18 protein-coding genes are annotated in these 22,254 nt (G+C 43.9%); 2 read left to right on the plus strand and 16 right to left on the minus strand.

Annotated elements, in window-relative coordinates; translation table 11 throughout:
• Window positions 1-152: 152 nt before the first annotated feature.
• The 9 genes from RS891_RS19690 to RS891_RS19730 all read right to left on the minus strand — a co-directional run bounded on the left by RS891_RS19690 (window position 153) and on the right by RS891_RS19730 (window position 11,607).
• On the minus strand, window positions 153-1,595 hold the full coding sequence (locus RS891_RS19690; RefSeq protein ID WP_315792965.1) for a 6-phospho-beta-glucosidase: 1,443 nt from the start codon (window positions 1,593-1,595) through the stop codon (window positions 153-155).
• Between the two features lie 34 nt (window positions 1,596-1,629).
• Window positions 1,630-3,540, minus strand: a complete 1,911-nt coding sequence (locus RS891_RS19695) for a beta-glucoside-specific PTS transporter subunit IIABC (protein ID WP_315792966.1) — start codon at window positions 3,538-3,540, stop codon at window positions 1,630-1,632.
• Between the two features lie 367 nt (window positions 3,541-3,907).
• Window positions 3,908-4,747, minus strand: coding sequence for a BglG family transcription antiterminator LicT (gene licT, locus RS891_RS19700; RefSeq protein WP_315792967.1), 840 nt, complete (start codon window positions 4,745-4,747; stop codon window positions 3,908-3,910).
• 698 nt (window positions 4,748-5,445) lie between these two features.
• A complete protein-coding gene (locus tag RS891_RS19705) occupies window positions 5,446-5,751 on the minus strand; it encodes a DUF456 domain-containing protein (RefSeq protein ID WP_113052062.1) in 306 nt (101 codons plus the stop codon).
• A gap of 21 nt (window positions 5,752-5,772) precedes the next feature.
• Window positions 5,773-6,333 (minus strand): DEAD/DEAH box helicase family protein, encoded by a 561-nt coding sequence (locus tag RS891_RS19710; RefSeq protein WP_113052061.1) that lies wholly within the window; start codon window positions 6,331-6,333, stop codon window positions 5,773-5,775.
• A 178-nt stretch (window positions 6,334-6,511) separates the two neighbouring features.
• Window positions 6,512-7,600: an acyltransferase gene (locus tag RS891_RS19715; RefSeq protein ID WP_113052060.1), complete on the minus strand. Its 1,089-nt coding sequence runs from the start codon at window positions 7,598-7,600 to the stop codon at window positions 6,512-6,514.
• A 138-nt stretch (window positions 7,601-7,738) separates the two neighbouring features.
• The gene (locus RS891_RS19720; protein ID WP_113052059.1) at window positions 7,739-8,272 is read right to left on the minus strand and encodes a GNAT family N-acetyltransferase; all 534 of its coding nucleotides are present in this window, start codon (window positions 8,270-8,272) and stop codon (window positions 7,739-7,741) included.
• A 49-nt stretch (window positions 8,273-8,321) separates the two neighbouring features.
• Complete coding sequence (locus RS891_RS19725) at window positions 8,322-8,717, minus strand: VOC family protein (protein WP_315792968.1); 396 nt, start codon at window positions 8,715-8,717, stop codon at window positions 8,322-8,324.
• Window positions 8,718-8,895: 178 nt separating this feature from the next.
• Window positions 8,896-11,607 (minus strand): family 78 glycoside hydrolase catalytic domain, encoded by a 2,712-nt coding sequence (locus RS891_RS19730; RefSeq protein WP_315792969.1) that lies wholly within the window; start codon window positions 11,605-11,607, stop codon window positions 8,896-8,898.
• 137 nt (window positions 11,608-11,744) lie between these two features.
• Between RS891_RS19730 and RS891_RS19735 the strand changes: the two genes are divergently transcribed.
• Complete coding sequence (locus RS891_RS19735) at window positions 11,745-12,626, plus strand: AraC family transcriptional regulator (protein WP_315792970.1); 882 nt, start codon at window positions 11,745-11,747, stop codon at window positions 12,624-12,626.
• Window positions 12,627-12,657: 31 nt separating this feature from the next.
• Here RS891_RS19735 and RS891_RS19740 read toward each other — a convergent pair whose 3' ends face one another.
• From RS891_RS19740 to licT (RS891_RS19755), 4 genes are all read right to left on the minus strand, one after another.
• The gene (locus RS891_RS19740) at window positions 12,658-13,251 is read right to left on the minus strand and encodes a 5' nucleotidase, NT5C type (RefSeq protein WP_315792971.1); all 594 of its coding nucleotides are present in this window, start codon (window positions 13,249-13,251) and stop codon (window positions 12,658-12,660) included.
• Between the two features lie 124 nt (window positions 13,252-13,375).
• A complete protein-coding gene (locus RS891_RS19745; RefSeq protein ID WP_315792972.1) occupies window positions 13,376-14,839 on the minus strand; it encodes a glycoside hydrolase family 1 protein in 1,464 nt (487 codons plus the stop codon).
• Window positions 14,840-14,891: 52 nt separating this feature from the next.
• On the minus strand, window positions 14,892-16,811 hold the full coding sequence (locus tag RS891_RS19750) for a beta-glucoside-specific PTS transporter subunit IIABC (RefSeq protein ID WP_315792973.1): 1,920 nt from the start codon (window positions 16,809-16,811) through the stop codon (window positions 14,892-14,894).
• Window positions 16,812-16,955: 144 nt separating this feature from the next.
• A complete protein-coding gene (gene licT, locus RS891_RS19755; protein ID WP_113052052.1) occupies window positions 16,956-17,798 on the minus strand; it encodes a BglG family transcription antiterminator LicT in 843 nt (280 codons plus the stop codon).
• Between the two features lie 392 nt (window positions 17,799-18,190).
• Here licT (RS891_RS19755) and RS891_RS19760 point away from each other — a divergent pair, with 392 nt between their 5' ends.
• Window positions 18,191-18,688, plus strand: coding sequence for a stalk domain-containing protein (locus RS891_RS19760; protein ID WP_315792974.1), 498 nt, complete (start codon window positions 18,191-18,193; stop codon window positions 18,686-18,688).
• Window positions 18,689-18,722: 34 nt separating this feature from the next.
• On the opposite strand, the gene RS891_RS19765 is transcribed toward RS891_RS19760, so the two are convergent.
• The 3 genes from RS891_RS19765 to fsa all read right to left on the minus strand — a co-directional run bounded on the left by RS891_RS19765 (window position 18,723) and on the right by fsa (window position 22,254).
• A complete protein-coding gene (locus tag RS891_RS19765) occupies window positions 18,723-19,826 on the minus strand; it encodes a metallophosphoesterase (RefSeq protein ID WP_113052050.1) in 1,104 nt (367 codons plus the stop codon).
• 285 nt (window positions 19,827-20,111) lie between these two features.
• Complete coding sequence (gene gndA, locus RS891_RS19770; protein ID WP_315792975.1) at window positions 20,112-21,530, minus strand: NADP-dependent phosphogluconate dehydrogenase; 1,419 nt, start codon at window positions 21,528-21,530, stop codon at window positions 20,112-20,114.
• 58 nt (window positions 21,531-21,588) lie between these two features.
• Window positions 21,589-22,254 carry a fructose-6-phosphate aldolase gene (gene fsa / locus RS891_RS19775; protein WP_063563123.1) on the minus strand — a complete coding sequence of 222 codons (666 nt, stop codon included), beginning with the start codon at window positions 22,252-22,254 and terminating at the stop codon, window positions 21,589-21,591.

A 22,254-nucleotide genomic window follows, 5' to 3' on the forward strand; every position in this document is an offset into this window, starting at 1 on the left:
ATGCTCCTCCCTTCTTAAGTGACAAGATTCTCTTGATCTCTTTATTATATATATGAAACAAATCATGAGTCAAATTCACTCTTCATAAGCAAAGAGCAATCCCGTGTCAACGAGACTGCTCTTTGTATATACACAAGGGGCTACACCTGGAGTTAAAAATATTGCGCTCCATTATTGGAAATAACCTCTTTGTACCAATGGAAACTTTTCTTTTTCACTCTGAGAAGTGTGCCGCTACCGTCATTGTTCCGGTCTACATAAATGTAACCGTACCGTTTCTTCATCTCCCCGGTACCTGCGCTGACCAGATCAATCGGTCCCCAGCTCGTGTAACCCAGAAGCTCAACGCCGTCCTGAATAGCTTCAGCCATCTCGGCAAAATGACGATTCAGATAATCAATGCGGTAGTCGTCTTCAACGGTGTCATTATCCAGCAACACATCCGTTGCACCAAGTCCATTTTCCACAATAAACAATGGTTTGCCATAGCGGTCATACAGCTGGTTACAGGTAATTCGAAGACCCTTCGGATCAATCGTCCAGCCCCATTCGGATGCTTGAAGATATGGGTTCTTCACTGAACCAAAAACATTACCTTCGGTCGAATCCTTCAAAATCTCGGGGTCGGTACTTGTACAACGGCTGGCGTAATAACTGAATCCGATATAGTCAACTGTATTCTGCATGAGAATATCTGCATCTTCCGGCTGCATATCAATGACGATCTCGTGTTCCCTGAAGAAGCGCTTCGTATACCCAGGATAAGCTCCTTTAGACTGAACATCGATAAAGAAGAACGATTCCCGATCCTGCTCCATGGCTTTCCATACATCATCCGGGTTGGAAGTGTACGGATAGACCATGCCAGCTGCGAGCATACAACCAATCTGTGCGCCCGGAATGATCTCGTGACAGGCCTTCACAGCCAGAGCACTGGCAACCAATTCATGGTGCGCTGCCTGATAGAGAACCTGCTCTTTATTCTCACCTTCCTGAAGAACGATACCCGCACCAATGTACGGAAGATGCAGCAGCATATTGATTTCATTAAACGTCATCCAGTATTTGACCTTGTCCTTGTAACGATTGAACAATGTCTTTGCATAAGTCTCAAAGAAATCAATCATCTTACGATTCTTCCATCCGCCATACGTTTCGACCAGATGTACAGGGACATCAAAGTGACAGATTGTGACCACAGGTTCAATATTATATTTCAACAGTTCGTCGAAGACATCATCGTAAAACTGCAGTCCCGCCTCGTTCGGCTCAGCGTCATCGCCATTAGGGAAAATCCGTGCCCAGGCTACAGAGAGCCTAAAGCACTTGAATCCCATTTCCGCAAATAGTGCGATATCTTCTTTGTATCGATGATAGAAATCAATCGCTTCATGCGAAGGATAAAACTCTCCATCTTTGGGCTCATATGAATCGAGATTTCCCAAAGCAATAGGGAAGCGATTAGCCCCCGTGGGAATCAGGTCAACCGTAGTTAACCCTTTGCCACCTTCAAGATAAGCTCCCTCTAGCTGGTTCGCTGCCGTTGCTCCTCCCCAGAGAAAATTCTCCGGGAAGGCTGTTAATTTTTCATACATTCACGTCTGCCTCCCATCCATAATGAACGTTCAATTAACCGAGCACTGTGAGCAATTTGTCTTTCTCTTTCACAGATGCATCCTTCGTGCCCACTACATCCAGATAATTGGATGTGTTTGTAATAATAATCGGTGTAACCGTCTCGTATCCGGCATCCTTGATCGCTTGCAGATCAAATTCCATGATCAGATCGCCCACATTAACGCGGTCGCCATCTTTGACATGAGCGGTGAAATGTTGACCTTTCAATTGCACCGTATCCTGTCCGATATGAATCAGCATCTCAACACCATCATCAGTGACAAGTCCAATGGCGTGTTTGGTGCGATATACCGTTTGTACGACACCCGTTATTGGAGATACTACTCTGCCGCTGGTTGGACGAATCGCAATCCCTTTACCCATATGCTCTCCTGCAAAGGTAACATCATTGATCTCTTTCAGTTCAACCACTTCACCAGCCATTGGGCTGAAAATTTCATATCTGTTGTTCGGGTTTGGATCAAGCACAGGTGTTGGTGCTGGAACTGCATCTGCCTTGTCTTTGAAACCAACAACATACGTAAGAACAAAACCAAGAATAAACGCAACCGCTGTAGCTACAAGAGCCATGTAAAATCCGGAATCAACGCCTGTTTTTGAGTTGATGAAGGTCGGATAGCCGAATACGCCAAGTCCGCCAAACATGTACATTTTCGATCCGAATAACCCTAGAATTCCGCCTCCAATACCACCTGCGATACAGCTCATGATAAATGGTTTTTTCAGTGGAAGTGTCACACCATAGATGGCTGGCTCAGTTACACCAAAGATTCCCGAGATGAAGGCTGGAATGCTCAACGATTTCAATTTGGCATTTTTGGTTTTTAACATAACGGCGAGCACTGCACCAATTTGGGCAAAGGAAGCGGCGAAAGACATCGCAACCACCGGGTCAGAACCGGACGTACTCAAGTTAAGAAGCATGACTGGTACGAGTCCCCAGTGAAGACCAAACAATACAAACACTTGCCACAAACCGCCGATGACCAAACCTGTAACAAGTGGGCTTAATTCATAGATGCCTGTTGCTCCAGCACCAATCAATTGACCCGCCCATGTGGATATTGGACCAATTACAAGGAACGTTGCAGGAACGATAACCAACAATGTGAAGAATGGAACCAGGAATGTACTAACCACTTTAGGAATAACATTTTTGAAGAATTTCTCTACTTTCACTGCAAAGAATGTAGCGATAATGATCGGAATAACCGATGATGAGTAATTCATCAGGATTACAGGAATCCCCAAGAACGTAATGTGAATTGGTGATTCAAATAATGTACCTGTGAACAACGTATACAGTGGATCACCCGCAGTCAAACCGGACAGCGTAGGATATACGAGTGTAGCTCCAATCGCCATACCCAGGAACGGTGAGCCGCCAAATTTTTTGATAGCTGTATAACCAAGGAATACCGGGAAGAAGTAGAACAGACAATCGCCCGTTGCATTCAGCAGATGGTACGTACCTGATGTGTCCGCTATCCATCCGAAGGATAAAAACATAGCTGTAAAACCTTTAATCATCCCTGTTGCAGCCAGTAGGCCAAGCAGCGGGGTGAAGACACCAGAGATCATATCGATAAAACGACCGAACAAACTCCCCTTGTTACCAGAACTTTCCTGATCTTCTGGAACCTGACCCTCAGCAGGCAGATTACCTACCTTTACAACGGCTTTATATACATCCGGCACTTCATTGCCGATTACAACCTGATACTGTCCACCACTCTGCATGACGGTGATGACACCTGGCAGATTTTTAAGCTCTTCTGTTTTAGCAACGCTTTCATCTTTGAGTTTAAAGCGTAATCTCGTTACGCAATGGAATACACTGTTTACGTTTTTAGCTCCGCCTACACCAGACAAGATGTCTTTGGCCAATTGATCATAGTTCATAGTAATTCTTCCTCTCTAAGTAGACTCCCGATGCTTGTGAAACAAAGAAAACCTGAACTACTGAACATACACAACGTACCGGAAAATCCGGAAACAAGTCGTGATATTCAGCAATTCAGGTTTTGCCCTTAACGGTTGCAACCCTGTAAGGCTGTACACAGCGATATTCAGTTGTAGCATTAACAACTTCATCTTAAAGTAAGTTGCAACCCATCTTTACGGACCCAGAGTGGTCGGAAGTATCGGAATTGCCTGATTGAACAGTTACAATCCGATTGATGTATGCGCTTACTTTATGGATTCATAATATAATAACTTCTAACCTTTTGCAAGCGTTTTTTTTAAGAATCTTTATTTTGTAATATCGTTACTCTGAAGTGGCATGCACTACGCGCTCAATATGAATGGTTAAATACATCATTTCTTCGTTAGTCAGTTGATAGGTGTAGTTATTTTCAATGAATTTTCTAATCTTCTCCGAGCACTTGTGCGCTTCAGGATACTTTTTCTGTATCATCTCAAATAACTCATCGTCGTTGTTGCTCTTATAATGCTTGCCTTTAACCAGCCTTTGGGCGAAAAATTTCAGATGAGTCACAAATCGATAATAATTCAATGAGTTCTCGTCAAAGTCCATTTTGAAATGATATTTGATGATCGTCAAAATCTCCTGCATGACCTGAGTCATGCTTCGGATGTTTGGCATCTCTTCGTTAAGTGCTGCATTTACAAAATGAAGTGCCATGAACCCCGCCTCATCTTCAGGCAAAAGCACACCAAACTGATCACAAATCATATTTAACGCTTCCATCCCTACCTCATATTCGTCTTTGTAGAGCTGCTTGGTCTCCCACAGCAGTCCATTACGGATAGGCAGATTGTTACGATAACGTTCAATGGCAAAATGAATATGATCCGTCAGATGCAGATAGATGCTCTCGTTTAGCTTTTTCCCAAGTTTCAGCTTGGCATAGGCAATAATCTCTTCAGACACTTTCATGTATTCCAGTGGTATGCTTGCGATTAATGCCTTGAAATTTTCCTGAATATTTTCATTCTGTAAAGTAAATATCTTATCAATATGCTGCTCCGACACCTCATCGCCTGCTCGCTTCTGAAAAGCAATTCCCCGGCCAATAACGATGACTTCACGTTCATCTTTAATCGCAACTACAGCATTATTGTTTAACACCTTCTCGATCTTCACTTTATCCACTCCAATATACAGAAAAAGGCAAACCGTGCCTTCCATGAGGTCACTGGCCTTGCCCATTTCACTTCAATGTTAACTATATGTGCGTTCATGGTATTACATTTTTCTACAATGTGCAACAAAAAAATCGTTGATGCTTTTCAGCTAACAAATCACTCCATGAACGCATAAATGAATCTGTTTATCTGCTTTGTATTTTTTTCTGTTTGGAAGTAATCATTCTGAATCTATCCACCTTCTCAATAAGCACTCCCTTAGCATGACGCCTTATCCATGGAATTATACTTGCACCCAGAGCTCCAAATCCAGAATTTCAATCCCTGTCTGTATCAGATCTGTATTAGAAAGCTTCTTACTCGCCTTACGTTTCATCCATTTATAACCAAAATTAATAATTACGTTCATGAGCGCATCCGTGTCATTGCAGGCGAAAAGTGTTTGCACTTATTTACTATATTTTTGCTTATATTCTTCTTAAAATCCTGTGGAATTCAGATCATGAACAAACAAAAAAAGCCCTCCATAGAGAAGAACTTAATGTGTCCGAATGATGAAAAATTTCATACAAAAAAATTAATTATTTTTATTTTGTCACGCTTTTCTCACTTTTTTGCAGACATATATCATCTCAACACTTTCATCAGTCAACGGCAAACCATGGTCAATTTCTTCATTTTCATGTAGTCGGTTCATCATGATTTATTCTTTTTGCTTTCCTTCTCCAGCTCTGCTTCGATTCTTCGATTAATGATCTTCAACTGGTCCGAATCCAAGTGTTCGATATCCGTTAACTGTTTATCGATCTGGTACTCTTCCGCTTCACCCTTGTGCATCAGTCCCAGATGATGCTTAATGGAACGAATATCCTCGCGCATACTCATGGTCTGACGATAATTGTCTGCAACAAGTGCAAATATAATCGCGCCTGCGAGAATCGTACCATATGGGATCAGAAGACAAAGTACAAATCCTACTATTAAAGCCAAAATGATATACATGCTTTTCCCCTCCACTTTCAATTACAGTTTGAATCGTTCTTGGATCAGGTGCGCCACGTCATTGGCACTCTTGTTGGTGTTATTAATCCGAATATAAAGCTTATGCGTAATTTCTCCGGGCTCTGAGTTCAATCGATATTTCTCCATGCTCGAAAGCAGATCCTGCTCGGACCATTCGACATTACGCTTCGTTGCTTTGTGCAGCAGCCGATGCGGGCTCTTGTTACGCTCCAGTCGTTCCACCGGGTCAGCCTCCAGTTCAACATAACATACCTCTGCGCCTCTGGACTCAAACAACGCACTGACTTTGTTAATGTACTCCCAATCCTCTTTCATATCGAATGCCCACACAAATGTAAAAATCAAACCGGGCAGCTCGCTCCTCGCCACTTCTTCAAAAATCTCCTGACGGAACAGATTAACCAGTCTTCTTCCTTGAGGTGTACCATAACTGAAATAAGGTGACACCAGTTCAATTGTCATATGATTGTGAAACAATTTCAGATCGGTGATCTTCTCCAATTCCTGACCCACCGTCATTTTCCCCACAGCCTGTGGACCAAAAATAATGATGAATTTCATCCAACCACTCCTGACATCTACGATATGTATCCATTACTTGAATTTTATGGACATTAGTCCATAATAACGCCTGTTGGACAAATAAAAAAGAGATTTCAAGCCATCCGCTGAATGTTCAGGGCTTGAAATCTCTTCTTCGGTTTTATTTTATATTCATCGTTTCATAGTCTGCTCAACGTTAACGCCCGATCAGTACCCATCCCCACTTCATTCGCCGAAGACCCATGGCAATCATCCATGAGAGCAAAATCGCCACCACATAAGACAGCATAATGCCAAGGCTGAAGTGTGGAGCGAGTTCCACGGAAAGTTCTCTTCTCCAGAACAGTAGTACTAATGGATGTATTAAAAATACGCCAAAGGCCACCGTACCCAAAGAGTTCAGAATACGAGTTGTCCGATTAAATCCATTTTGTTTCCATGCACCTATTCGTTCACAAGCAATCAGCAAGAGCAAGCAGGCCGAGAGGGTAAACAGATTACGGAATAGAAATAGCAGCGTATAGGTTAGTGCAGGAGTTGCGGCAAAAGCCGTTTTAACATAAGTATTACCATAAATAAAGATAGCTCCACCGCTTAACAATGCAGCGAACAGCACATAACGGTACGAGAACAATTTCTTCAATGCAGTATCAAAGTTCAACCCAATCCATGCGCCGAATCCAATTACAATCAGATAACTTGGCAGCAAACTCCCCATCCGAGAGAAATGAAACTGCAAATGCAACGCGTAGAAAACAGCCTGCGCCGCAATAAAGAACAACGGTAAATATCGATTAAACAAACGATAACGAGTTAACGAAAGAAGTAGTGGAAAAACCACATAAAATTGCAAAATAATCAGAAAAAAATATAAATGCGTGTGTGCCGTACCGGTTAACAATTGCTCCGAGAATTGCTTCACATGTGCCAGGGGCTCTTTGCCTCCTAGCCATTGTTTGATAATAAAATAAATGAGTGACCATGCCAGATAAGGCACGAAAACATAAAATAATCGCTTTTTATAAAACGCGGGCATCCAGCCCTTTTCCTTCAACTTAGAGCTGTAATTGTAAAACAACACCAATGAGGATAGGAAAAGAAATGCAGGTACCGCGAATTGCAGAAAGCTGTTCCAAAAATAATAAAAGTTATGATCCAACGTGTGCTTGGGATAATGTGCAACTGCTGTTGACGTCGCATGTATGGCGACCACTGCCATAATTGCAAAAGCACGATAGAAATCCAGATACTCAATACGCCGGGGCCGATTAACCGGTTGATTCATAATAAAACCTCACTTATGCCTGATAGAATGATAGTTTCCGGCCGCAATCCAGATTCTAAGCTTTATTTTAATCAGCAGACGTTAGTAATACAATCATGATCTATATTATTTTCTTGAAAATCACTCCAACTTTCAACATTATTCGACATTACTTATCCAAAACCGCTCAACGATATTCCCATCAGGCTCCACATAGTCTTGATCCTGGACGCCCCCGTTACGAAGAATAACTCTTCTGGAAGCCTCATTATGTGCGTCACATACGACAAGTACTTTGGTAATCCCGAGATCTTTGGTAATACCCAAGGAAAGCTTGAGGATCTCAGCACCGTATCCATTTTGTCGTTCGCCTGGACGAATTCCATAACCAATATGCCCACCGCTATGGAACAGCTTCTCGGTCAACTCATGTCGTATATTTACGGCTCCAACAACTCGATCACTCTCCGTCACAAGCCAGTATGTACTGTCCCTAACCCAGCCTTCAGGGATATCGATGCCTTGTTCGCTGCGTTCCAAAAAAGCTAACATCTCTTCAAAAGGATAGGGCTCTTTCGAAACGACCCACGGCACCATGGATTCTCCGCTTGCAACCCAATCTTCATAAAATGCTACATACGTTTCTTTATATTGCGCTGAAGGTTTAACCAGTCTAACTTTTTCTTTGCTCATTCTAAATACGTCCTCCTTACTCATATTGATATTGCCATGCTCCTTCACCCTAATATACTAATTCACAGTCGTGATGCTCCCAGACGTCGAACAGATTACCGTCCAGATCCTCGAAAGTAAAAAATTTTCCGTATATGCCCTCATCATTGACTTTACCAACACGGACATGACCAGCAGTGAGCTCAGTATGGAGCACATAGATATCGTCCGTGAAAAAGGTGATCACCCATCTCTTTTTCTGCTTCACTTGAAATACGGCTCTGGAATCATGATCACTTTCAATCAGATCGAGAATTGGCCTATTGTCTCTAAAAAGACTAATATAACCTTCTCTTGGCTGTCTAATATTAAATCCAAAATGACTCACAAACCATGCTGCTGACTGCTCTACATTTGTTACAGGAATGACATTGTATGCAATACCCAGTATTTTTCCAGTCGTCAAATCTATCCTTCTCCCTTCATTGCATTTATACGTTGTGATTTTGGTATTGAAATGAAAAATAATAGATATGTCCAAGTACAAAAAGAGAATCTGCGTGTGCAGATCCTCTACTCAGGTCCAGCTTTCGCTATTATATTAGTTCATGATCCTGCTCGCGAATTCCTCTAATGCACACCAGTTATACTGACTCCACCTGTTGTGCATGCAATTCCTGCTCTGTTTTAACTACTTTGTATGTGAATTGGTAGCTTCCTGATCCCAGAACAATTCGTACATCTGTTCCCTGCGTTTGAATTTCGTGAATGTCCGCTACTTGGTCCACAGCTTTTCCATTCTCCAGAACTGTCTGTACATCTGCTCCAGGAAGAAGGACCGTGCCCGTCGTATTGGCAGGAATGGTCACACGAACCTCCATCTCGTTATTATCGTGACGATACCAATTGGATGTGACCGTGCCATACATACTTTCAAAACTCGCTTCCACCCACTCCAGTCCTGGTCCTGGTTTGGGCTCGATGTGTACGATGCGGAACCCGGGCTGTTGCTCATCTGTGTTAATTCCGGCAACATAACGATATAACCACTCCCCTATGGCGCCATAAGCATAATGGTTGAATGAATTCATATCTGCACTCCACAGACTGCCATCCTCCCTAATTCCGTCCCAATGTTCCCATACCGTAGTTGCACCTTGTGTCACTTGATATAACCAGGATGGATAGTCTTCCTGAAAGAGCAGCGTATAGGCCAGATCATGATGTCCCGTATCACTCAATACCGGATTCAGATAGGGTGTTCCAACAAATCCGGTGGTCAAGTGGTTTCCAGCGTCCGCAACCAGTTTTCCCAACTGATCAATGGTACGTTTCCGAGCTGCAGAATCCAAAAGGTCAAAATGCAAAGCAAGAACATGCGCGGTCTGAGTGGGGACTGCAAGTTTGCCCGCAGGTGTCACAAATTCATTCTGAAATGCAGCAACAATGTTCTCATGCAGATTATCATAATAAGTTACATCTTCCGCCTGCCCTAACACCTCAGCAGCCTTCCGTGTTAGAGAAACAGAATAGGCATAGAATGCAGTTGCTACAAAATCCTTGTCTGTGGCCCCAATATAGCTGTCCGGTTTGGAATCCAGCCCGAGCCAATCCCCGAAGTGGAAGCCCGTATTCCACAAGTAAGGATTCTCTCCTTGAGTATGAATGTAATGAATCCAGCGCTTCATGCTGTCATATTGCTCGGCCAACAGCCTGACATCACCGTACATCTCATAGATCGTCCATGGACAGATCACTGCCGCATCTCCCCAGGCAGCGGAAGAATGATTCGTATCCGCCCATCCGTCTGACGTCGAACTTCTCAAATCAGGAACGTAAAAAGGAATGCCTCCATCCTCTCCCTGATCCGCCTGCAGATCCCTCAGCCATTTGGTGAAAAAAGGCGCCGTGTTCATTAGGTACGAGGATGTTCGTATAAACATCTGCGCGTCTCCCGTCCAGCCCAGCCGCTCATCACGCTGCGGACAATCTGTCGGTACGTCAACGAAATTCCCTTTTTGACCCCACAATATATTGTGATGAAGCTGATTCACGAGTGGACTGGAGCTTATAAAATCACCGGTTCGCTCCATATTGGAATGCAGAACTACACCTGTGAAATCCTCGAGCCGAATCTCGTCCGGGAATCCAATCAACTTCACATAACGGAATCCCTGAAATGTGAAACGTGGCTCATACGTCTCTACTCCATCGCCTTTTAGGGTATAACGAATGCACTGCGTTGCACCACGCAAGTTTTCAGTGTAGAAATTGCCCTGATGATCCAATATTTCGGCATGCCGCAACTCAACCGTATGCCCCGTCTCACCCTGAATGCTGAATCTCATCCAACCGACCATGTTCTGTCCCATGTCCAGCACACGCTCACCCAGTGGAGTTGTAAGCAAGGCAATAGGTTTAATGTGCTCTATTGGCGTAACGGGAACGTTCTCTTGTGCAATGATGATCTCCTTCGAGTAATCCAGCACACGTACCGGCGACCATTGGACTGAGGATGAATCCTGCCATTCAGATTCCATACGTGCATCATACGTTTCGCCCATATAAATGTCCGAGCTGCGAATGGCGCTGGGGGAACTCTTCCAGTTTCGATCCGAAATAATACATTCTTCTGAACCATCGGTATAATGAATATGAAGTTCCAGCAGCAAGCCTGCGTCCGTACCATATATCTTCTGCTTTTTCTCCCATCCCAAATGTCCTTTGTACCAGCCATCTCCCAGATAAGCACCCAGTATATTCTGTCCATTCTGAAGTTGATCGGTAACATCATAAACCTGATATTGCAACCGCTTACCATAACTGGTCCAGCCCGGGGTGAAGTATGCTTCGCCCACTCGCTGATTATTCAGATGAAGTTCGTACAATCCAAGTGCAGTCACATATATTCTTGCTGAAGCTACAGGCTTTTTCAGTTCAAACAATGTACGCAGTCGTGGGCAAGACTCATCCTGCTGAGAGGAAGAATCCACTGTGATCCATTCCGCCTGCCAGGCTTCTTCACTACCCATGAACCCCGTCTCGAAATACGCTGTTTCCGACCAGTCCGATTCATCTCCTGTACGATCCCATGCACGAATGCGATAATAGTAGCGGGTTCGTGCTTCGGGCACCCAGTTCTCCAGTTCAACATGAATGGACTGATCAGAGCTTTTTTTCCCCGAATCCCATTCAATCTGAGCAAACTCTTCCGTCCGTGACAACTGAATTTGATAAGCTGACTGTACACAATTTCTGTGATCGGATTGCAAATGCCAGCTTAATCTGGGCGAAGTGATATCTAGTCCAATCGGATTGATTCTATACTCACAACGCAGATGACTTACGGTTAACATCAGAGAAACATCCCTTTCCATCGTGGTTTCCAATTCAAGGTTACGATATAATTATATGGATTCTGTAATCGGAAATACCCGGCAACGAGGACAGTTTAACCCGGTAATCTGGTCATTCCAACCAAGGAGGCTATTCCGTGAATCCAACCGTACAACTGTTCAAGAGTGAATCCTTTTTCCAGAATAATCTGAAGCTGTTCGTGAACCGATGTTCCGAGGATTTTGTAGTTCCCTTTCACGCACATGAATTTGTTGAGTATAGTTACGTGGCAGAAGGAAAGGGCTTTCATCACATTGGCGAAGATATTATACCGGTACACAAAGGCATGTTATTTGTCATTCCGGTCGGCGTTCCTCATGTATTCCGCCCAGCAACTGCGAAGATATCAGAGCATCCACTCATTATCTATAACTGTCTTTTCAATTCCGAACTGATCCATACCCTGTCCATTATTATTCAGGAGGAGGAGATTCGAAACCATCTGACAGACCTGGAAAAGAACCGGGTTCCATATGTGTCCATCACAGATTACAGCCAGCGGATGGAAGAATTAATGGTAAAGCTGTACCGCGAAACTGCCGTTCCGGGAATCGGTTCTTCCACGATCCTGTATACGCTTGTTAGCCAACTCGTCGTGACAACGTACAGACAGATTCATCAAGTTGCCTGCAATGAGAAGGAAAATGCGACTGATATGGAACATATCATTCATTACCTGGAGCAACATGTTAACGAACGAATCCGTCTAAGCGAACTGGTGAAACTTTCTGGTTGGAGCGAAAGACATCTTGGACGCATGTTCGTAACCCATACTGGGCGGACGTTTGGTGCTTATCTACAACATTTGCGCATACAAAAAAGCTGTGAATTGCTGAAGAATTCACAACATAAAGTCAGTTTAATTGCTGAACTTGTAGGTTACCGGGATGTAGATTCATTTTACGCCGTCTTTAAACGAATTACGGGAGAAACCCCTCAGGGCTATCGCAGGAACTTCAGAGCTGAACAATTAAATTAAATGTTCCTGCCTTCCGTTCCTTTTCCAGGAATCATCTCTTTATAGGATCAAACTTGCTCTCTGCAGGTTCTGTTTCAAGCAAACGATCCACATAAGCCTTTGCCCCTTTCCATGAGGTCATCAACGGAAACTGATGCTGCTCCCGTTCGTTTATATTCCATGGTTGAGGGATACAGATGACTTTTTTTCCGTCATTCATCGCGGGTATCAGATTATGTGCTCCATCATCAATTAACAGATCGAAGTTAATCAAGTTTTTCCGTTTACAGGTTATAAACTGTTCTGGAGATATGTATGGCATATGATTCTGGAGCCAATTCCACTTCTCAACAACCGTTTTGGGCTCAGCCGCCGTTAGGATCAGCAAATCATAGGCATGATGGAGCTTTTCCACCTCTTCTACTACATATTCATCGTAAATCTCCAGTTCCTCAAACAACCCTGGCCGACCGTAAAATACATCATGCGTACATTCCGGATGGCGCAAATGAGATGTATCCCAATGTATCATATCCTCATATCGTAACGGATGGGTTGGGAAGTTGATGTTGTTATGATAGATGGCTCGCTTGACCAGATGACATATTGTATCATCCATATCTACAGCAATAATAGGTTTCTTCATCTTTATCCCCTCCAATAGGAACACAGTATATCATCATCGTTGTAACAGCGCTATCCTTTTTGAGCTCAAAATAAAAAGCGGCCCCTGCGCCGCAATAATTGCTGCGCAAGGACTGCCCCCAAAATCAACCTAAATCTTCGCCATTCGTAGCAATGACGTTCTGATACCAACCAAAGCTCTTTTTCTTATATCGATTCAATGTGCCTTCTCCATTGTCGTCCTGATCGACATAGATCACGCCATAACGCTTGGACATTTCCGAAGTTGACGCACTGATGATATCAATCGCACCCCAGTTGGTATAACCCATAAGGTCTACCCCATCCATGACTGCTTCTTTCATTTGTGTAATATGTTTTCTCAGATAATCAATCCGATAATCATCATGAATAGAACCATCGGCCTCTACCGTATCTTTTGCACCAAGTCCGTTTTCCACGACAAACAAGGGCAATTGATAACGATCATACAGCTCTTTCAACGCCACACGAAGTCCGATCGGATCAAGCTGCCAGCCCCATTCTGTACGCTCCAGATTCGGATTCTTAATCGTGCTGTACAGGTTGCCTCCAGTTACTCCATATTCCTCCGGATTCACTGCGGATACCAGCGATGTGTAATAGCTGAACGAGATGAAATCAACCGTATGCTCTTTCATAATTGCTGCGTCTCCTGCTTCCATCTCAATGGATATGCCATGCTCAGCCCAATAACGAGCCATAAAGGTTGGATAACTGCCTCGCACCTGTACGTCGGTGTGCAGCAGGTTCAGCTGATTATCGATCTGAGCTTGCAGTACATCCTCCGGCTTCGACGTTGCCGGGTAGTGAATCATGCGTGCAAGCATACAGCCAATCTGGAAGTCCGGGTTAATCTGACGTGCCTTCTGCGTTACCAGACTGCTGGCAACAAACTGATGGTGAAGTGCTTGATAGGAAGCTTGCATCACGTTATCGACACGATCTTCAATGATGCCTCCACCCGTGAATGGCTCAATAATGGTTGTATTGATCTCATTAAACGTCAGCCAGTATTTCACCTTGTCTTTGTAGCGATTCATGACAGTCTCGGCGTATCTTACAAAATGTCCGATAACTTCCCGTCCTGCCCAGCCATTGTACTTCAATACCAATGACATCGGCATTTCATAGTGAGATAGTGTCACGAGTGGTTCGATATTGTGCTTCCGCAATTCATCGAACAATTCATCATAGAAACGCAATCCTTCTTCATTCGGCTCAGCATCGTACCCGTTCGGGAAAATACGCGGCCAGTTGATGGAAAGACGGAATGTCTTGAAACCAAGCTCAGCGAATAACGCAATGTCCTCTTTGAAGCGGTGATAGAAATCAATACCATAACGCTTCGGGTAACCCTTCGAACTGTGGTGAGCCATCGCTTTCTCAACCGTTGCACTGGTCACGTGCATCAGTTCTCTAAGGTTGGTGTAATCCTTCTTCTCAAAATAAGGAACCATATCCGCCGTGGACCAGCCTTTGCCCCCTGCATCAAATCCACCTTCAGCCTGGTTGGCGGCAATTGCGCCGCCCCACAGAAAACCTTCTGGAAACCCTTGTCGATTGATCATGCGTCTCTCTCCTCTTCTTATCAAAATATCGTCTTTATTTCGTCTTCATCCATTAAATTTCAGCCTTCAAGACTTCTTCACCTGTCGTAATTGCTCCCAATTTCACAGGCAGAACCTGCTTGTAATCTGCTGTATTCGTAACGACCATCGCCGTTGTAATGTCATATTCCTTGGCAATTTGGTCAAGTTCAAATGTGAGTAACTTGTCTCCGGCCTGTACACGTGCTCCCGTAGCGACATGGGCTTCAAAATACTGACCTCGCAGTTTCACAGTGTTAATCCCCACATGGATCAGAAGCTCCATTCCGTTATCACTGCGTACTACGATCGCGTGTTTCGTTTTGAACACATTCATGATGGTACCTGTAACTGGTGACACCAGTTCGCCAACCGTTGGAACAACTGCTACACCTTTACCCATCAATTCATCGCCAAACGTGGGATCATTGACTTCTTTGAGTGCGATCGCTTGACCCGTCATCGGTGCAATGGCTACCGCATCACTTGTTGGTGTTGGAGCACCCATATCGTCCACATCCACGGTTGCCACATTACTGGAAGGTGCTGCCGCTGGTGCCGCAGAAGTTCCTGGTGAGAATTGAGCCAACGCCTCGGCATCGCCCTCTTCTTCCTTGATCCCGAACACAGTAGACATAATTGCACCCACAACAAAGGCAAGAATCATACCGCCAAAGGAGTACCAGAAGGTTTGTCCAATCAGGGATGGCAGACCCGGAAGACCACCGTTACCTGCAAGCACATAAGCTTTGGCTCCAAAAGCAAGAGCGAATCCGCCACCTACTGCACTACCAATCATCGCAGCGGCAAACGGTTTTTTATATTTCATGTTTACGCCGTACATTGCTGGCTCGGTTACACCCATCAGAGCTGTAAAGCTGGTGGACAATGCAACGGTTTTGAGCTTTTTGTCTTTTGCACGGAAGAATACACCTAACGTCGCTCCAGCCTGTCCCATATTGGAGATGAACGTCAGTGGCAAGAATTTATCGAAGCCCAGTGTAGCAATATTACTGAGGATGATCGGTACGAGCGCATAGTGCATACCTGTCATAATAATGAGCGCCATCGCGCCGCCAAGAACAATACCTGCAATCAATCCGCCTTCATTCAACAGCCAGTTAATACCGCCAGACAAGCCACTACCTACAAATGTTCCCAGAGGACCAATCGCAATTAGTGTTACCGGAACCATAACAAGCAAGGTAATCAGTGGCACAAGCAGCAGCTTCAATGCTGCCGGAATAACGCGGTCAACCCATTTCTCAACAAAGGACATCAACCATACGGCAAGCAAAATCGGAATAACAGATGAGGCATAGCTGACAGCCGTTACCGGGATGCCAATAAACGCAACCGATTCACCGCTGGATAACAGTGCGCCCATATCGGGATACATCAGCGCAGTACTTAGCGCAATGGCTACAAACGGATTACTGCCGAATTTACGAGCGGCACTGACAGCGATCAGCAATGGAAGGAAGTAGAATACGCCATCCCCAATAGCGGAAAGGATACGGTACGTGTCAGTACCTGCTGACATCCACTCCAGGGATACGAATAATGCAAGCAATCCTTTAAGCATACCCGCAGCTGTAATCGCTGGCAGCATGGGTGCGAAGACACCCGCAATCGTCTCAAAAATATTAAGAATTACATTTTTATTTTTTTCCGGTTTGGCCTGTTTATTTTCTGAACTTTGCTGTATTGCCGGATGTTCTTTCACCATCGCATCAAATACTTTGGACACGTCATTCCCGATAATCACCTGGAATTGATCTCCTGAGATATTCGTACCCATGACTTTATCCAGTTTTTTGAGTGAATTATTATCTACTTTATCGTTATTTTTCAGATCAAATCTCAGTCGTGTGACGCAATGATATACCGAGTTGATATTGTTTGTTCCCCCAACGGCTTTGATGATTTCCTGTGCCGTTTCCTGATGTTTCATGATCGTTTCCTCCTCATTTTTCCAATAAAAAATACCCGAACAAATAGCCACGTCTTCTACGTGTCATTCATTCGGGTATTGCCTGATTGAACAGTAACAAGCCCATTTGATATTTACTTAGGTTCTGGTTCATGTGCTGATAGTTCATTGCTCACGCTTCGGTTTCATTAACCGCTCCAAATGAAGGGTCAGATACAACTGTTCCGAATGCGTCATATCATATTGATAGTTCTTATGGATAAAAGTCTCAATTTTGCCGATACATTTGAAGGTTTCGGGATAGTTTTTCCGTACGACCTCGTATAAATACTCCTCCGCATCGTCATGTGACGAGTGAGTAATTACCCGTTGGCAGAAATACTTCAAATGAGTAATGAAACGGAAATAGTTGACGCTATCTTCATCCAATTCGACATTGAAGTGATATTTGATAATGTTCATGATCTCCTGAAGCAGCTGCATCAAATGAGTAACATCGTTCATGGAATCATTAACTTCCGCATTGATGAAATGCAGTGCTATGTTGCATATTTCATCCTTCGGAAACTCCACATCCAGTCTTTCCTTCAGCAAGGTGAGCGCTTCCCTGGCCACGTCATACTCGGCCTTGTAGAAATGCTGCACTTCCCAGGAGAGCGGATTGCGTGTAATCATTCCCTTTTCCAGACGCTGGACAGCAAAATGAATGTGATCCGACAGTGAGACATAAATCCCGTCACTGATCGTTTTGTTCAATTGCGTACGTGCCAATGTCACAATATCATCTGTCGCCTGCAGAATTTCAATCGGCACTTCCGTGACGATGGACTTGAACTTCTCATAGATCGATGCATCCTGAAGCCGGAATACCTTCTCAATCCGTTCTTCATCAATCTCATCGCCCGCCTTGAACTTAAATCCGATACCCCGGCCGAGGATCAGCAGTTCCTGTTTCTTGTCATCCACGGTACTGACAATATTGTTATTAAATATCTGTTTAATAATCATTATGGACCCACCTGTTTTTTTTGAGGATTAAAAAAGGGCAAAACCAAAATAGAAATAATAAAATCATTTCCATAGTGGTTTTGCCCGCATTACCGGTAACAAGCCTCGGATCTAATTTATCATAACCTGAAAACGGTGTCAACCCAAAATGCTACCACTGATCTTCCACTTCATTCCCTCAATTGAGTCATTTCCCTATGATTCCACGTTTAAGTGTGCATATGTTTTAATATTCACATTTGGGAGCAGATTCAAACGAAACATTCCCAACGACTCATCGCTTGAATCCAATGAGATTGTAACTAAAGTAAATGTTTTGAAGGATTTTCACCTTAAATAGAGAAAATAATTTAATTGTAAGAAGTAATTTTAGAAAAAAAGGGGATTTATTCGTGAGGGACAAAGTAAAAGGATTACTCATTGGTATCACAATTGGATCAATGCTTACAGGAGTTACAGCTTATGCAGCATCAGGAACGCCAATAAAAGCTTTACTGCAGAAAGTAAATATTTATGTAGACGGAACAAAGAAGTCGACCACTAATGCAATAACCTATAACAACACTACATATGTACCAGTTAGAAGTATAAGTACTGCACTCGGTGAGAACGTAGCTTTGAAGTCAAACAATCTGTATATCGGCAAACAACCAGAAATTAAATTAACCGGGGATCAAGCGTTTGAACTGTTATATAAAAAAATTAAAAAAGAAATCGAAATGTATAGCCTAACTGTTGGAGAGGAACCAAAAGACGGAGATTATTATGTAATGCGTTCATACTCTGACAGAGAAACACATGAAGTAACTTATGGCCTTTACTATATACATATGTACACAGGGGAAGTCTACGAATGGAACTTCAAATCCAAGAAAATGGTTAAACTATAGTTATTGAAAGGCCCTTCTTTCGAAGGGCCTTTCATTATTGTTGGAACGTCACATTAATCTGTACAATCTCCGAACGACTGCTTGTGCGAATTGGAGGTCCCCAGAAGCCAAATCCTGAGGTTACGATGGAGTGCATAGACCCTTTTTGCAAATAACCCCAATCATTCTCGTAGATGGCCTTAGTAATAAACTGAGCGGGTGCGATCTGACCACGATGGGTGTGACCAGACACAACCAAATCTACATGATTTTGCTCCGCAATATCCAAATCATAAGGCTGGTGATCCATCATGAGCACTGGCTTGCTCAAATCGGTATCCTGCATCAATGTCGCTACTTCTGCACGATCCTTCTCTGTCCGGTCTTTCCGTCCAATCAGCGTAATCTTATCGTCTAATGTAATTTTATCATCATACAGAACTTGCATATTACTCTTTTCCAGAGCTGCAATCAGATCCTCGATCGGACCATTATACTTGTCGTGATTGCCCAGTGAGGCGTATACTCCGTAAGGGGCCTGAATACTGCTGATAATTTCCGCAATTCCACTCTTGAGATACATATCTAGGTTGTCATCGATAATATCACCAGGATAGAGAACCAGATCCGGCTTCAGTGCGTTAATTTCTTCCACCATGCGTTTAGCGTGAGCAGGACCGGACAGCAGGCCAAAGTGCATATCCGCAGCCATAACAATGTTGAGGCTGTCGACACCTTCCACTTTTTTATCAATCTGAATGCTGTATTGTCTTACGACTGGACTATAGGCGTTATAGAGACCATAGCCCAACGTGGACAACAACAGCACGAGAGTGACCACACCTGCCCATTTATGAGCGTAATGTCTTGGAATACGGGTTAGTCTAAGTAACCATAGCGTTAGATGAACCACTGGCAGAATTAATAACAGCAAAGAAAAGATTGCAAGCCAGTAAGAACCAATAACACTCAGAAAAGAAACACTTCCAAACAACCTCGCCAGTATGAACGAAATTGCAAGAAATACAAGCGCAACGATGTAAAACCAACGAAATCTTGCAGATACAACCGGCTTCATCCAGTTCCATCCGCTCCGTCCTATGTAAAACACTAATAAACCATACACAACCAAAAACAAGATGCCAGCAAGTACGAACATGCTTCCGTTAACCTCCACGTCAATAAGTTGATTGCTGAATTTTCTCTTAACCAAATTCTAGTCCATCTGAACAAGTATAACGTAGTTAAAGCGGTGAGGACATCTGTTTCCATTCCTCAGATGCGTACATTTTATTACAATTTGGAACACTTAAATTTCAATCATTATTTAGACGATACGCCTACCATAGCCTGTCATCTGCATAAAAAAGCATTCCTGCGTCCGCTCATGACTGACTAACATCATGAACAAGCACAGGAATGCTGAATGATCTCGAATTACATATTACTCGTTGGTGTCCATCCATTGGAAGTGGAATGAACCTTCTTTGTCCACACGTTTGAATGTGTGAGCACCAAAGTAGTCACGTTGTGCTTGCAACAGGTTTGCAGGCAAACGCTCAGTGCGGTAGCTGTCATAGTAAGACAACGCGCTGGAGAATCCAGGAACCGGAATTCCTTGCGTTACCGCAGCTGCAACAACTTCACGCCATGCACCTTGGTAGGATTCAACAATGTTTTGGAAGTATGGGTCCAGAAGCAGGTTTTTCAGTGCTGCATCTTTGTCATACGCTTCTTTGATGTTTTGCAGGAACTGCGAACGAATGATGCAGCCACCGCGGAAGATCATGGCGATGTTGCCGTATTTCAGATCCCAGCCGTATTCGTCTGAAGCTGCACGCATTTGAGCAAAACCTTGTGCGTAAGATACGATTTTACTTGCGAACAGCGCTTTGCGCACATTCTCGATGAACGCTTTTTTGTCGCCAGAGAATGCCTCAACCGCAGGTCCATTCAAGATTTTGCTTGCTGCCACGCGTTCGTCTTTCATTGCAGACAGGAAGCGAGAGAATACGGATTCTGTGATCATGGACAATGGTACGCCGAGATCCAGCGCGCTTTGGCTTGTCCATTTACCTGTTCCTTTTTGTCCAGCTGCATCCAGAATGACATCAACCATTGGTTTGCCGGTTTCTGGATCGTATTTGGAGAAGATGTCTGCCGTGATTTCAATCAGGTAGCTATCCAGCTCGCCTTGGTTCCATTCGGAGAAGATGGCATGCAATTCTTCAACGGAAACATTCAGCACGGATTTGAGCAAATGATACGCTTCTCCGATCAGCTGCATATCACCGTATTCGATACCATTGTGCACCATTTTCACGTAGTGTCCAGCACCGTCTGGTCCAATATATGTGCTGCAAGCATCGTCGCCAACTTTAGCGGAGATCGCTGTCAGGATCGGTTCTACCAACTGATAAGCACTTTCTTGTCCGCCTGGCATGATTGCCGGGCCTTTAAGTGCGCCTTCTTCACCACCGGATACACCAGCACCAATGAAGCGGAAACCTTTGGCTTCCAGATCTTTGCTGCGGCGTTGGGTGTCAGGGAAGTATGCGTTCCCTCCATCAATGATGATGTCGCCTTCGTCCAAGTGTGGCAGCAGTTGTTCAATGGTAGCGTCCGTTGCTTTACCCGCTTGAACCATGATCAGGATTTTGCGTGGGGATTCCAGGGAAGCTACGAACTCTTCAATCGAGAACGCGCCTGTCAGGTTTTTGCCTTCGGCTTCTTTGAGAAGATCATTCGTTTTCTCCGGGGAACGGTTAAATACCGATACCGAGAATCCTTTGCTTTCAATATTAAGGGCAAGGTTTTTACCCATTACTGCAAGTCCGATGACACCGATCTGTTGTTTACTCATTATGTCCTCCCAATACTCTTTATATATAGTAGGTTAAAATTCGAGATCAACAATCTTATTACTGAACTGTTTTTTTCCAGTCTGCTGCGAATTTCTCCATGCCTTGATCTGTCAGTGGGTGTTTGGAGATTTGTTCAATGACGGAGAATGGAACAGTAGCGATATGTGCTCCTGCCATTGCTACACGTGTAACGTGGTCCGGATGTCTTACAGAAGCCGCAATGATCTGTGCATCCAGGTTATGTGTACGGAACAGCTCAGCAACTTTGGCAACCAATTGCACGCCATCTTCGGAGATGTCATCAAGACGTCCCAGGAACGGGGATACATATGTTGCACCTGCACGAGCAGCAAGCAGCGCCTGGTTCACTGTGAAGATCAACGTTACGTTGGTTTTCACACCTTTTTTGGTCAGGTAACGGCAAGCTTCAAGTCCTGCAAGTGTCATTGGCAGCTTGATTGTGATGTTTTTGTCGTTGTTATTGATTTTGATCAGTTCGTCTGCTTGAGCAATCATCTCTTCAGCCGTGATTGCATCTGGTGTTACTTCTGCAGATACGGATTCAACTTCAGGTACCTCACGCAAAATTTCTTCAATACGATCTTCAAATTTCACGCCTTCTTTGGCTACCAATGACGGGTTTGTTGTTACACCGGACAGTACACCGATTTTGTATGCTTTTTTGATGTCTACCAAGTTTGCTGTATCGATGAAAAATTTCAT

It is taken from the genome of Paenibacillus sp. BIC5C1 (assembly GCF_032399705.1).
GTDB classification, from domain to species: domain Bacteria; phylum Bacillota; class Bacilli; order Paenibacillales; family Paenibacillaceae; genus Paenibacillus; species Paenibacillus taichungensis_A.

Bases quoted from the DNA above. Each gene is read 5' to 3' on its own strand.
- RS891_RS19705 (WP_113052062.1), bottom strand. From the start codon at position 5,751: ATGTATATCATTTTGGCTTTAATAGTAGGATTTGTACTTTGTCTTCTG.
- RS891_RS19715 (WP_113052060.1), bottom strand. From the start codon at position 7,600: ATGAATCAACCGGTTAATCGGCCCCGGCGTATTGAGTATCTGGATTTC.
- RS891_RS19740 (WP_315792971.1), bottom strand. From the start codon at position 13,251: ATGAAGAAACCTATTATTGCTGTAGATATGGATGATACAATATGTCAT.
- fsa (WP_063563123.1), bottom strand. From the start codon at position 22,254: ATGAAATTTTTCATCGATACAGCAAACTTGGTAGACATCAAAAAAGCA.
- gndA (WP_315792975.1), bottom strand. From the start codon at position 21,530: ATGAGTAAACAACAGATCGGTGTCATCGGACTTGCAGTAATGGGTAAA.
- RS891_RS19695 (WP_315792966.1), bottom strand. From the start codon at position 3,540: ATGAACTATGATCAATTGGCCAAAGACATCTTGTCTGGTGTAGGCGGA.
- RS891_RS19720 (WP_113052059.1), bottom strand. From the start codon at position 8,272: ATGAGCAAAGAAAAAGTTAGACTGGTTAAACCTTCAGCGCAATATAAA.
- licT (WP_113052052.1), bottom strand. From the start codon at position 17,798: ATGATTATTAAACAGATATTTAATAACAATATTGTCAGTACCGTGGAT.
- RS891_RS19745 (WP_315792972.1), bottom strand. From the start codon at position 14,839: ATGATCAATCGACAAGGGTTTCCAGAAGGTTTTCTGTGGGGCGGCGCA.
- RS891_RS19730 (WP_315792969.1), bottom strand. From the start codon at position 11,607: ATGTTAACCGTAAGTCATCTGCGTTGTGAGTATAGAATCAATCCGATT.
- RS891_RS19750 (WP_315792973.1), bottom strand. From the start codon at position 16,811: ATGAAACATCAGGAAACGGCACAGGAAATCATCAAAGCCGTTGGGGGA.
- RS891_RS19765 (WP_113052050.1), bottom strand. From the start codon at position 19,826: ATGTTCGTACTTGCTGGCATCTTGTTTTTGGTTGTGTATGGTTTATTA.
- RS891_RS19690 (WP_315792965.1), bottom strand. From the start codon at position 1,595: ATGTATGAAAAATTAACAGCCTTCCCGGAGAATTTTCTCTGGGGAGGA.
- RS891_RS19710 (WP_113052061.1), bottom strand. From the start codon at position 6,333: ATGAAATTCATCATTATTTTTGGTCCACAGGCTGTGGGGAAAATGACG.